This is a genomic window from Paenarthrobacter sp., assembly GCF_031180005.1.
Taxonomy (GTDB): Bacteria; Actinomycetota; Actinomycetes; order Actinomycetales; family Micrococcaceae; genus Arthrobacter.
Genome location: NZ_JAPSHI010000010.1, coordinates 104,507 through 116,612, shown reverse-complemented (window position 1 = coordinate 116,612; position 12,106 = coordinate 104,507). Strand labels below are relative to the sequence as shown.

The window sequence follows — 12,106 nt, the reverse complement described above, 5'->3', positions numbered from 1 at the left end:
TGGGGCTCTAATTGCGAGCATGAACCGAAACCTGTTAACGACCAAGCTCTACTTGCCAAGAGCTGACCACAGAGACTTGAGGTGGCGGCGAGCCAAGGATATTTTGTCGGTGGACCATGACACCTTATGTATAAGGGCCTTGGCCGATGACACTAGCCTAGAAGCAGTCGACTAACATGGACAGGTGCAAGACGCACGCTGGTTCAGCTCTCTAGGCGAAAGGAGGAACAGATGACGAAGCACTCAGCCATTGACATTGCGCGTTGGTTTGTCGAGTGGGCAGCGGCCGAGGATGCCGAGCTTTCTAATCTCAAGCTTCAAAAGCTCCTCTACTTCGCCCAAGGCCACTTCATGGATCTAACGGGGGGCTCTCCGTTGTTTGAAGACGACATGGAAGCGTGGGCTCACGGTCCGGTTGTTCCATCGGTGTATCGCGAGTATAAGAAATTTGGATCTGGCAATATACAGCCAGACGATGCTGCGTTTGATTGGGATTCCTACGAGGTCGAAGTAGGAGAATTCCTTGTAGCTTGTTGGAACACTTATGGTGCCATGGCTGCTTGGAAGCTACGAAACATCACGCACACGCAGGAACCTTGGCTCAAGCACTTCACTCCCGATGAGCGGTTCATTAGGATTCCGAAGGACGACTTGAAAGCCTACTTCGCTGGGAAGTCGAAAATTACTCCGGCCTGATGAGCGGCCGTAGCGTGAAAAAGGGCAAGCGCCCGCAGAATTCTGGGAATGTCCTTGCCGTAGAAACCAAGACGACAACCACGGCACAGAATAACGTCAAATTTTGTCTGAATCATATGCAGTCCGGGTTTTCCGTTGAAGACTTGTCAAAAGAAGCGCGGGCGGAATTTGCAATGGCGCTGTTCAAGCGAAGGGGGATGACGTGGACGGAAATACAACAGGCCCCCAAACATGGTCTTGGATCCGAAAAGATGCCGGCATCTTCGATACGAGCTGCAATTCCCAGAGTTTTTGGCGACGTAGAGAATTTTCTCGTTTTGAGGTATTCGGGTTTGCTTCCGATGGCTGGTGTCCGAGTGGGGGATGTGTACCACATCGTGTGGCTGGAGCCTCAATTTGGGGACTTATATGATCACGGTTGAGGCTGCTTGCAGGCAGACTTAACCACCTGCTGCCTTGCCCAAGGGGACGTGGATGGCTGTCCGGGCTTGAGTGTTTCATGGGGTGGAGCCCCGGCTGGGAATATTCCGATGGTAGGTGCGGCTTCCGCATCTCTGGCGGTTGATGATGTACTTTAGTCGCCGCGGCCCCGCGCCCTTTTCAGATCCTTCCGCAACCCTCGGTTGTCCGCCCGCAGGTCCCGGTTATCGTCAGCTAAACCGCGGTTGTCCTCGGTCAGCCCCCGGTTCTCCGCTTCCAACTCCAGCACCAACTTCACGCCGGCCAGGTTCAGCCCCTCGTCCAACAACACCCCGATCCTGCGCAGCGTCGCAAGGTCGCTTTCGCTGTAGCGACGAGTGCCGCCGTCGGTCCTTTCAGGGGTGAGCAGCCCTTTGCGCTCATACTGCCTGATGTTCTGCTGCCCTGTGCCCACAAGTTCAGCCGCCACCGAGATCGCGTAGACCCCGCGCGCGTCCCGGTCATCAGCCGGGCCCTCACCTGAGGCACCGTCGCTCGTAGAGGCGACCTCGCCGCCGTCGTACTCCTCTGCGGCAGTCTCAGTATCCGAAGCTGCCATCAAAGACCTCCAAAAATCTTCCGGAAAACTACTTGCATCAACTCTCTCACCGGTGCTATAAAAAATCTATACCAGCCAATACAGATCAAGCAGGACTGAGCAGGCTGGTACCAACAACAGAATCAGCATCAAGATCCAAAGGAGTGAGAACCACATGCTGATGCGCACTGACCCGTTCCGCGAATTCGACAGGCTCGCCCAACAGGTTTTTGGCACAACAGCACGCCCGGCCGGAATGCCGATGGACGCATGGCAGGAGGACGGACAATTTGTTGTTGCCTTCGATCTGCCTGGTGTAAGCCCTGATTCAGTTGAGCTGGACGTTGAACGGAACGTCCTCACGGTAAAGGCAGAACGCAAGTCGCCCGCGGGCGAGAACACCGAAATGATCGCCGCCGAGCGCCCGCAGGGCGTCTTCAGCCGCCAGCTCATCCTGGGCGACACGTTGGATACCGACGGCGTCCAGGCCAGCTACGACTCCGGGGTGCTCACCCTCCGCATCCCCGTCGCCGAGAAGGCCAAGCCACGGCGCATCGAGATCCAATCCAGCGGGCAGAGGCAGGAAATCAACGCCTAATCCCGTCCGCCCTGCCGGAAGGCTCACCCGGGGTGGCCAACCGCGGCAGGGCGCCAGCCGGGAACAACGGAGGCGGCTGCATCGGAATAGTTGGGCGCAGGCTTCGCGCCACGTCACAGCGTTTTTTAGCGCACATGAAAGCGGCCCCCGCCCGTCGTCTCCCGATTGATGGCCCCCGGCTCAGCCGGGGGCCATCTCCAAATCCGCAGCAGGAACCGGAGCAAGCAGTGAGCACGCAACCTGACCACTACGCCACTCTTCACGTGTCGCCGGACGCGACGACCCGTGAGATCAGCCGCGCCTACCGCACGCTGCTTCGGACCCACCACCCGGACACGCGCCAAAGGGTCGACGACGGCGACACCACCTCCGCGGCCGACCTCCAGGAACTGCACGCCATCATGCAGGCGTACGTCGTTTTGTCGGACCCAGGGAAGCGGGCGGCATACGATCATGCGCGGCTGAGTCCGGGCGCTGATGGCGGAGCGGGCGGATTGGGCGGAACGGGCGGAACGCCGGTGAAGGTCCGGTTCCATCGGCGCGAAACAACCACGGGCCGGGACTCTGCCGGCCGCGACCGGGACCAGTCGCCGCTCGCGTTTGGACCACCCCGTTGGGAACCTTCACCCCGCAATCTGAGATCACCGAGGAGTAATCCATGAGTGCTTGGCGTCCGTACGACGGTCACATCATTCCAGCGTTCTACGAGCGGTTCGAGAAACGCTGGGGGAGAGGGACGGCCCCGTTCCTGGACCCCGAAGTCCACGAACAACCCTTGCCGCGCGCTCAATGGATCAATCCGGACACCGGGGCTGCCGTCGCCGTGGTCCCCATCTGGACTGACGACCCCGAGCACCGGTCCTTCGGCGTCTTCTACCTCCCACCGGCCGGAGACATCTGGATGCTCCGCCCAGGGCCAACGGCGTTCCTGGAACCCAGCGGCGGCGCCAGCAGGGAACAGGTGACACTCCGCAACGACGCGTTCAAGAAGGCCGTCAACCACGCCAAGGAGTTCATCTACGGACTCCAGCCCTAATGTCCGGCGGGGTTGGCACGTACTTGGCGCCCCGTTGTCCACCATTCCTGACACCCAAATTCCTGAGGGCCGTCGATGTCCATCCGCGCCACCTGGATGTGAGCAGCGGCAGTGAATTTGCATGGCGCAGGTCGGTTTGGGCGGCGCAGGACCCCAAAAAGAAGGCTGGTGCAGCCTCTGGAAAGAATCCCAAGGCGGCTGCACCAGCTGCTAGTACGACTTTCTGTTATGAGTTGTGACACCTATCCATTGGCCGCTCCTAGTTCCCGGCTTCGATTGTTTCCGGGCCTTTCAAAATCCTGTGCAGGGCGGGGCGAAGCTGAGGTGGTCATTGAGAGGGCTCCGTCCCCGGGAGAACACCTCCCATTTTACGGCGGCCTAGGGGAAAAAGCGCTGGAATTCACTGTATTTCAGGGGTGCCTGCCGGGGGAGCGCTGCCTGCCGTGGCACGATAGATCACGATGAAACTGCGCGCTGATCAGACCGGAAACCGTGGCCTCCCGATGCCCCTTTGGCTACAGGGTGGTTTGGAAGCGGCTCAGGCAGCGTTCATTTCAGCCATTGTCGTGATTCTTCCGCTGGTGGGAGTGTGGGCTACTGACGGATTCCAGAACCGGAACGTGGACGCCCTTGCGCGCCTCGCCGGCCAAGCCTGGCTGCTGATCCACGGTGTCCCGTTGGAACTGGCGCACGTCAACCTTGGCACCGCGGCCCAACCAGGCTCAGGGCTACTGTCCCTCATCCCGCTGGGCCTGACACTGATTCCGTTCCTGCTCGCTTGGCGTGCGGGCCGTCGACTCGCCCGGGCGTCGTACACCGACCAACTGTGGCAGGCGTTCCTTGGCGCGTTCGTGGTGTACGCGGCATTCGGGACGGCCACGGGATTCGTCTGCCGCACCTCCGAAGTTGTCATCAATCTTTGGTTCGCCATGACCATCCCGCTGATCTCCTTCGGCCTCGGCATGATCGTGGGCGCCCGACGCGAAGCGGGCTCGTGGAGCCGACTGATCGGCGTCGACGCCGTCGCCTGGCTTGCCAAAACCAGTCAGCATTCCCGCTGGGCCGGCTCATATGTGGGCTCGGCGTTGAAGGCCGGTTTCGTAGCGACGATGGCTTCCGTTTCTTTGGCAGCACTGCTGCTGGCTGTGACCATCGTGTGGCATTGGACGGACATTATCGCCGTCTACGAGGGTCTGCAGGCCGGCGCTATGGGCGGGGCAGTGCTCACCATCGCGCAGCTCGGTTTCCTGCCAAACCTCGTCATTTTCGCCCTGTCCTGGTCCACCGGTGCTGGTTTCTCACTCGGCGTCGGCTCAACAGCGGGTCCGCTGGGTACCGCCGTCGGACCGCTTCCGGCGGTTCCGGTTCTTGGGGCACTTCCCGCGGGACAGCTCGACGCCGGTGCCATGGCTTTGGCGCTTCCCGTCGTCGCCGGCATCCTGGCGGGTTGGTGGTTCCTGCGTGAAGGCGAGAACCATTTCGACGAGTGGCTCTCCATCAAGATCAAAGCCCGCTGGTTCACTGCCGCCGCCTCCACCCTGTTCCTGGGGGCTTTTATTGGCATCGTTGCAGGGCTTCTCGGCGGTGCTCTGGCGTGGATCGCTCGGGGTTCGGCCGGTATTGGCCGGCTCACGGAAATCGGACCCCACCCGATGTGGACGGCAGTCTGGCTGGCCGCCGAAGTGGGCATCGGCGTCGTGATTGGCTACGCGGTGGGGCCGTGGCTGGAACGCCGCCAGAAGCTGCGCGAGGCCAATCTCGACGAAGTAGCGTACGACGACGAACACGCCTGAGCGGGTTCGCTCAAATTACCGCAGGGATGCCGGAGCGGGTTTTAGCGCAGCGGCCCCGGCATTGAGTCCTCGAGCTGCGTCAGGCACTGTGTCTTGGCGGATTCCGTCAGCGCACCGCGTGAGCAGTCCTGGTAAGTACTGACCTGGTTGAAGAAGAGCGCGGATGTCAGGATCAGCAAGCACATGACCGCCGTGACAACCAGGCCGGAAATTGTCCCGAACAGCATGAGCTTCGGGTGCTTGTGCTTTAGCGTCCGCACCAGGACGACGATGCCCAACACCAAGGCTGCGAGCGTGAGGATGGCGCTCAACCATACGTAGTTCACGTTCAGGGAGAACACGAAGAACGCGCCCAAGGCCGCCAAAAGGAAAGCGCGGAAGAGGTTCTGGCTCACGCCGAGGGCGGACTTTTCGGCCTCGGAGCGGGGTTGTTGGCTCGGCTTGGAACCGACGTCGGGATTCATGTTTTCCAGCCTACGCGAGCCGCCCATAAGCTAGTGCAATGCGCATTGTTGTCCTCGTCTCCGGAACCGGTTCAAATCTTCAGGCTGTCATCGATGCCGTGAAGTCGGGTGAACTGGATGTCGAGATCGCCGCAGTGGGCGCCGACCGGCCCGACACGTACGGCGTGGAACGCTCTGACGAGGCTGGCATCGAGACGTTCGTGGTCAATTTCAACTCGTTTGAAACCCGTGCCGAATGGGATTCCGCCTTGCGCGACAAAGTCCTGTCCTACAAGCCCGATGTGGTGGTTTCCTCCGGTTTCATGAGGATCGTGAGCGCCGACTTCATCGACGCTTTCGGCGGCAAGTACGTCAACACGCATCCCGCGTTGCTGCCGTCCTTCCCGGGCGCCCACGGTGTGCGCGACGCCATCGCATATGGCGTAAAAGTCACGGGTTGCACAGTCCATTGGGCCGACGCCGGCGTGGATACCGGCCCGATCATAGCGCAGGAAGCTGTTGCTGTCCTCCCCGAGGACTCCGAAGAATCCCTGCACGAGCGCATCAAGGTAGTGGAGCGCCGCCTGCTGGTCCAGACTTTGGCAGACCTCGCCGCCGCCCCCACACCCTCACCCAACTGAGTCGCAGATCAGGTCGTTCTCAGCGCTGGGAACGACCTGATCTGCTACACAGATTGCGCTCCGGCGTCGAAGGCTGTGGATAACGCTCCACGCGAGCGCTGATTTTGTCAGCATGGGGCATGAAGTATCCCCGCGCACTGCCCGAGACACTGACAACAACGTCCTTTACCTTGCAGCAGGCGCTCGACGCCGGTGTTTCACGACGGCGGCTGCGGCACCCGAGCCTTGTCTCGCCAAGCCGGGGAATCCGGGTATCGCAGCAGGATGTCGAGATGGACATGATCCATGGCGTTCGTCCGCTGACCCATGTCACATCGTTCTCCGCCGCCTCGCATGCTACTGCCTTTTCGCTGTGGGGGTTTCCGGGTTTCCTGCCGGGGAGTAACAGACCCGGTATCCACATCTCCCGTCCAGACACCATGGCGATTCCCCGCCGCGCCGGAGTAGTGGGACATCGGGGACAGTTCTTCGAGGATGAAATCACTGCGTTCAATGGCCTGCTCATCACCAGCCGGGCTCGAACATGGCTGGACTGTACCCGGAAGATGGACATCGACGAGATTACTGTCGTGGCCGATCATTTGCTGCGTATACCCAGGCCGGAATTCGAAGGACGAAGTGAGCCGTACTGCACCATGGATGAGCTCGAAGAAATGCTCGACCGACACTGGGGGACACCGGGTATTCGCAAAGCCCGACTAGCTTTGGAACAGGCGTGCGTTGGTGCCGACTCCGCACCCGAAACCAGGCTCAGGCTGGCGCTAAAGTGGGCTGGCCTGCCCACAGCGGAAGTCAACGTACGCACCGAGCTAAGTCCCGGCGTCGTACGTCAACCGGACCTCACGTACCGGGTGCAGCGCGTTGCCGTTGAATACGAAGGTGAAGGGCATTCGGATCCGGAGCAGATCGTGAGGGACATTGCCCGTGAGGAGGATTTCAGCCGTGCCGGATGGATCCTCGTGCGAATCTCCAAGCGTCACATGTCTACGGGTGCGACAACCGCAGTTGCCAAGGTGAGGCGCGCGCTCGAACAACGTGGCTGGGCACCCAAGTAGGTCGCAGATCAGGTCGTTCTCAGCGCTGGGAACGACCTGAACTGCTACTCAGTTGGGTACACGGAGTGCGGCTACTCGAGGACGCGCTGCTTTGTCTCCGGAGCGAAGAACGCCATCCACAACACGGACAGCAGCACCAGGCCACCAGCCATCGCGAACGACTGCGCCAATCCGAACTCCGGCCAGAAGAACGAAGCAAACACCAAGGGACCGAAGCCTGCGCCGATGCGCGAGAACGTCGACGCCCAGCCGAAGCCCGATCCGCGAAGCTCGGTGGGATACAGCTCGGACACATACGCATAGAGCACAGGAATAGCCACTTGCACCACGAAGCCGAACACCAGCAGCCAGAACACTGCCGCCGAAGGAACGTCCACCACAATGGCCACGATCACCAGCGTCAGCGCGGACAATGGACCGGTAACGGCGAGGATCCACTTGCGGCCCACACGCTCCACCAGCAACGCCGCGACCACCACGCCCAAGAGTCCGACGGCGGCCATGCTTGCCGTCGTGACGAACGCCTTGTACTCCTCAAATCCGGCTCCGATGAGAATCCGGGGCATCCAAGTCAGCGACAAGTAATAGACCAACAGGACGCTGAAGAACAAAGCCCAGGCCGCCGTCGTGATTTTCCAGTTGAACTGCCAGATCCGCCGGAGCTGCGTCCACGCGCTGCCGGGGGAGAGACGCGGCGCGGCCTGGGGTTCGGGCAGGCTGTAAGCGCGCGGCTCTGCGCCAGTTGCCTTGACCAAACCATCAATCACCGCGGCCGCCTCAGCCCGCCGGCCCGCACGAATCAGGAACAACGGCGACTCGGGAACAGAACGCCGAACCCAGAAAACGAGCAGCGCGGGCAGCACCATGATCAGCATGGTGAACCGCCAGTCGCCAAACGCCGCAACCAGGCCGGCCGAGACAAAACCGCAGAGCGCAGCGCCGATCGGCCACCAACCATCCATGGCCGTGAGCACCTTGCCCCTTTGCTTGCGGGGCGTGAACTCACCCACCAATGCATAGTCCACGGGGATGCAGCCGCCCAAGCCGAAGCCGGCCATGAAGCGGAAGACGCAGAACCACACGATGTCAGGGGAGAAAGCGCCCAGGACCGTGAAGATGCTGAAAATGAGGAGGGTGGCGGTGAACGCTTTTTTGCGGCCGATGGTGTCGGCAATGGTGCCCCACGCGAACGCACCCACGGCCATGCCGATCAGGTTGGCAGTGCCGATCCATGCGGCGTCAGCCGGTTGCAGCGACCAGTGCTTGGAGAGCAGCGGAATCAGGATGCCGTTGAGCGTGACGTCCCACGCGTCGAACATGAACCCGAGCCCGCCGATGAGGAAAATCCGTCCTTGGACTTTCCACCGCCATGGCAGTTCCTGCACAACTTGTTCGCCGCTGGGCACGGCTGTATATGTATTCATTTGCCCTCCTGCATGCAACTTTATGCGCTGGGGCCAACACCGCCGTCCAGTTACTTCTGGTTCTCGATGGCCCTTCGCAGGAAACCGCTGGCTTCTTCCAAAGCACCCTTGGCCTGGCCAGCCTCGATGCCCGTCAGGAGCACCAAAATGGCCGCCTTCACAGAGCCACCTACAGCGTCCAAAGCATCAGCAGCTTCTTGGGCGGACACGCCGGTTGCGTGCTGGACCGTTCGTTGCGAGCGGGCCAACAGCTTCTCGTTCGTGGCGCGCAGATCCACCATGAGGTTCCCGTAGGTCTTACCCAGCTTCACCATCACCAACGTGCTGATCATGTTGAGGACAAGTTTCTGCGCCGTGCCCGAGTTCAGCCTGGTGGAACCCGCGATGAACTCCGGACCCACAACAACCTCGATCGCGGCATCCGCCAGATGGCTGACGGCCGAGCCCTTGTTGCAGGCCAGCGACGCCGTAAACGCACCCCGCTTCCGGGCCTCTTCCAGGGCACCGATCACGTAGGGCGTCCGGCCCGAGGCCGTAATACCCACGACGGCATCGGCTTCGGTCACGTTGATGTGGTGAAGGTCGCGCGCGCCGGCAGTCGCGTTGTCCTCGGCATACTCAACCGGTTTCTGGATTGCTTGGACTCCGCCCGCAATAAGTCCGACGACGAGTCCCGGCGGGGTGCCGAACGTAGGCGGGCATTCGCTTGCGTCGAGCACACCCAGTCGTCCGGCCGTTCCGGCTCCCACATACAAAAGGCGGCCACCGCGCTGGAGCCGCTCCGCGACGGCGTCGACGGTTTGAACGATGGCGGGACTCGCAGCTTCCACGGCGGCGTGTACTCCTGCACTGTGGGCAAGCATTGCCGCAACCAGTTCTTCGGTGCCCAGGATGTCCAGATTCTCCAGGCCCTCGGCCGTGGCCTCAGTCGCCAATCCGGCGAGTTCCGTGCGCAGGCCCGCTAGTTTGTCGGCGTTAGTCGGGCCAGTTTGTTCCGTCACGGTGGATGTACCTTTCCTGGATGAGCCCGCGGCGCGTCGCAGCGAGGGCAGCGCCGTCCAAGCCATCGCCGAGCGGTGCAACCACCTCAATCCCAGCCGAAGCGAGGGACTTCCGCAAGAGCGCGGCGAAGAAGTCCGATTCCACCACTCCGCCCAGCATCGCCACGCGGGGTGTGCTGCCGTTGTCGCCGCCAGCGGCGAGCCCCACGGTATGGGTCAGGATGCGGCACGACTCGTCGATGATGCCATGTGCGACGGCGTCACCCGCCTCCGCTGCGTGCAGAACCAGCGGCGCGAAACGGGCCATAGCCCGGTAAGGGTTCTCGTTGGAGGCGAGCCAGCCTGGAAGCATCTCCGGTGACTCCACCAGGGCGCCGGCTGCGGCCGACAACGACGTGGCCGGGCCGCCGTCGTGCGCTTCAAGAACTGCCTGCAGTCCTTGCTGGCCGATCCATCGTCCGCTGCCGCGATCGCCCAGATAGGGCCCCCAGCCGTCGGCCCGGTGCAGGACGCCGGCTTCATCGAAGCGGAAGGCCACGGCACCCGTGCCCACGATGAGCGTGGTGCCGGGGGCGCCTTGGAGAGCGCCGAGTTGGGCGGCCGTCGCATCTGAGAGGACCGCTGCAGGAACCGAGAACCTTCGGGACAACATGGTGGCCAGTTCCTGGGACTTCTCCGCGGACGCTTCGACGCCGGCAACTGCGGCGCCAACGCTGGTAACCCCAGCTAAGGGGAGGCTTGGCGGCAAGAGGCTGAACGTCTCGAGGAGGAGCTCGAACGCGAGGGTGGGCCCGTTGTCCACGTGTACGCCGGGGAAGCCATGCTGGTCGGCGGCGCCCAGCAAGTCCGGCCCGCTGCGCAACTCAACGCGGCAACGGCTCTTTCCTACATCGGCAACAAGAACGACCTCGGTGGCTTCCATGGATCAACCCTATGTTGCGGGGCCTGATCTGCGTGGCAAACCCGCGAAATGGGGCGAAGAGCGGGCCTCGCAACGGGTGGACCCTGCGTTGTGAGGCCAGTTCTGCTGGGTATTGGGTGTGCTTTGCGTGTAGAGCGGGCCTCGCAACTTCTGTGGAGGAATAGTCGCAGCGTCCTTCAGGGGCCAAATCTGTGGATAACGCAACGCTACTGGCCGTTTCCGGCAAGCATGGTCCAATGCGGAAACCTATTCCTTTGCCGTCGGAGATCAACCCGGAAGGCTTCCTTGTCAGAGACGCCTACGCGGCCGGCGTGCCACGCGGGAGGCTTCAATCGGCAGGCCTCATCACACCCAGCCGGGGAATCCGGCTTGACCGGAGCGATAGCCCCAACGTGGCGCTACTTGCACGGCTGCACACGGCCGTCACTCCCCGTTGTGCGGTCAGCCATGTGACCGCTGCGCTCCTCTGGTCGATCCCCCTTCCGATATATCTCGAGGAGGAGGGCAACAACGGCGTTATTCACGTGACGCGACGACACGAGATCGGGCGGGTCAAACGTCGCGGCGTGGTCGGGCATCGAGCACCGTTGCTGGCCCGAGACGTTCGTGCTGTGAACGGGGTGCAACTGACGTCGCCCGAGTGGACCTGGATGGATTTGGCCAGGCACATGGGGCGGTCTTCGCTCGTGGCGGCCGGCGACTTTCTGTTGGCTCGGGAGAATCCGCTGTCTTCGATCGAGGCAATCCAGGAAGTCATTGACCGGCGGCCGAAGGTCAAGGGAATCAGGATGGCCCGGGAGATACTGCCGTTACTGCGCGTCGGGGTGGACTCTCCTCAGGAATCCCGGCTGCGGTTGAAAATCGTCGACGCCGGGCTGCCGGAGCCAGCGGTCACGCAGCCGGTCTTCGATGAACAAGGCAGGTATGTATCCACGCCGGACCTCCAATACAAGGAATACAAAATTGCCATGGAGTATGAGGGGGATCATCATCGATCCGACCCAGTGCAGTGGGGTAAGGACATCGAACGCGACGACCGGCTTCGAGCAATGGGGTGGATCGTGCTGAAGTTCTCGGATGTTCAGATGAAAGGCGGATGGGCCAACGCCGAACGTAAGGTGCGCGATGCGTTGGTGTCGCGCGGGTGGCGAGGGCCGGCGTCGTAAGGAGCGGGGTTTGTGGGGCCTGGTGTGCGCGGTATGGGGCACGCTGAGGGCGCAGATCGGGCCTCGCAACGCAGGGGGTGGGTTTGTGGGGCCTGGTGTGCAGGGTATGGGGCACGCTATGGGTGCTGAGTGGGCCTCGCAACGCAGGGGGGTAATTTGTGGGGCCTGGTGTGCAGGGTATGGGGCACGCTATGGGTGCTGAGTGGGCCTCGCAACGCAGGAGGGTAACTTGTGGGGCCTGGTGTGCAGGGTATGGGGCACGCTGAGGGCGCTGAGTGGGCCTCGCAACGCAGGGGGTATCGAGACGCAAAACGGGACCAATCACGAAACGCGA

14 protein-coding genes are annotated in these 12,106 nt (G+C 62.0%); 9 read left to right on the top strand and 5 right to left on the bottom strand.

The genetic code is table 11. The features are described from left to right. Window positions 1–231 precede the first annotated feature (231 nt). Both RIF72_RS09770 and RIF72_RS09765 read left to right on the top strand, forming a co-directional pair. Complete coding sequence (locus RIF72_RS09770) at window positions 232–696, top strand: type II toxin-antitoxin system antitoxin SocA domain-containing protein (RefSeq protein WP_309074616.1); 465 nt, start codon at window positions 232–234, stop codon at window positions 694–696. Continuing rightward, window positions 696–1,118 carry a hypothetical protein gene (locus RIF72_RS09765; RefSeq protein ID WP_309074615.1) on the top strand — a complete coding sequence of 141 codons (423 nt, stop codon included), beginning with the start codon at window positions 696–698 and terminating at the stop codon, window positions 1,116–1,118. The genes RIF72_RS09770 and RIF72_RS09765 overlap by 1 nt, the downstream gene beginning before the upstream one ends. Window positions 1,119–1,270: 152 nt before the next feature. On the opposite strand, the gene RIF72_RS09760 is transcribed toward RIF72_RS09765, so the two are convergent. Next, on the bottom strand, window positions 1,271–1,714 hold the full coding sequence (locus tag RIF72_RS09760; RefSeq protein WP_309074614.1) for a MerR family transcriptional regulator: 444 nt from the start codon (window positions 1,712–1,714) through the stop codon (window positions 1,271–1,273). A gap of 154 nt (window positions 1,715–1,868) precedes the next feature. Between RIF72_RS09760 and RIF72_RS09755 the strand changes: the two genes are divergently transcribed. From RIF72_RS09755 to RIF72_RS09740, 4 genes are all read left to right on the top strand, one after another. Further along, a complete protein-coding gene (locus tag RIF72_RS09755) occupies window positions 1,869–2,291 on the top strand; it encodes an HSP20 family small heat-shock protein (RefSeq protein ID WP_309074613.1) in 423 nt (140 codons plus the stop codon). Window positions 2,292–2,518: 227 nt separating this feature from the next. Further along, window positions 2,519–2,953: a J domain-containing protein gene (locus RIF72_RS09750; protein ID WP_309074612.1), complete on the top strand. Its 435-nt coding sequence runs from the start codon at window positions 2,519–2,521 to the stop codon at window positions 2,951–2,953. Further along, window positions 2,950–3,327, top strand: coding sequence for a hypothetical protein (locus RIF72_RS09745; protein WP_309074611.1), 378 nt, complete (start codon window positions 2,950–2,952; stop codon window positions 3,325–3,327). Before RIF72_RS09750 ends, RIF72_RS09745 begins: the two co-directional genes overlap by 4 nt. Window positions 3,328–3,788: 461 nt before the next feature. Continuing rightward, complete coding sequence (locus RIF72_RS09740; protein ID WP_309074610.1) at window positions 3,789–5,120, top strand: DUF6350 family protein; 1,332 nt, start codon at window positions 3,789–3,791, stop codon at window positions 5,118–5,120. A gap of 41 nt (window positions 5,121–5,161) precedes the next feature. Here RIF72_RS09740 and RIF72_RS09735 read toward each other — a convergent pair whose 3' ends face one another. Continuing rightward, window positions 5,162–5,611, bottom strand: coding sequence for a hypothetical protein (locus tag RIF72_RS09735; protein WP_309074609.1), 450 nt, complete (start codon window positions 5,609–5,611; stop codon window positions 5,162–5,164). Between the two features lie 11 nt (window positions 5,612–5,622). Between RIF72_RS09735 and purN the strand changes: the two genes are divergently transcribed. After that, window positions 5,623–6,204, top strand: coding sequence for a phosphoribosylglycinamide formyltransferase (gene purN / locus RIF72_RS09730; RefSeq protein ID WP_309074608.1), 582 nt, complete (start codon window positions 5,623–5,625; stop codon window positions 6,202–6,204). A gap of 119 nt (window positions 6,205–6,323) precedes the next feature. After that, window positions 6,324–7,259, top strand: a complete 936-nt coding sequence (locus tag RIF72_RS09725; RefSeq protein WP_309074607.1) for a hypothetical protein — start codon at window positions 6,324–6,326, stop codon at window positions 7,257–7,259. A gap of 71 nt (window positions 7,260–7,330) precedes the next feature. Here the strand turns inward: RIF72_RS09725 and RIF72_RS09720 are convergent, their stop codons facing one another. From RIF72_RS09720 to RIF72_RS09710, 3 genes are read right to left on the bottom strand one after another with little or no spacing between them, the layout of a single operon-like run. Next, window positions 7,331–8,683: an MFS transporter gene (locus tag RIF72_RS09720; RefSeq protein WP_309074606.1), complete on the bottom strand. Its 1,353-nt coding sequence runs from the start codon at window positions 8,681–8,683 to the stop codon at window positions 7,331–7,333. A 50-nt stretch (window positions 8,684–8,733) separates the two neighbouring features. Continuing rightward, complete coding sequence (gene murQ, locus RIF72_RS09715; protein ID WP_309074605.1) at window positions 8,734–9,684, bottom strand: N-acetylmuramic acid 6-phosphate etherase; 951 nt, start codon at window positions 9,682–9,684, stop codon at window positions 8,734–8,736. Further along, a complete protein-coding gene (locus RIF72_RS09710; protein WP_309074604.1) occupies window positions 9,659–10,606 on the bottom strand; it encodes a BadF/BadG/BcrA/BcrD ATPase family protein in 948 nt (315 codons plus the stop codon). The genes murQ and RIF72_RS09710 overlap by 26 nt, the downstream gene beginning before the upstream one ends. A 236-nt stretch (window positions 10,607–10,842) precedes the next feature. On the opposite strand from RIF72_RS09710, the gene RIF72_RS09705 reads away from it, so the two are divergent. After that, window positions 10,843–11,772, top strand: a complete 930-nt coding sequence (locus tag RIF72_RS09705) for a hypothetical protein (protein WP_309074603.1) — start codon at window positions 10,843–10,845, stop codon at window positions 11,770–11,772. Window positions 11,773–12,106: the final 334 nt, after the last annotated feature.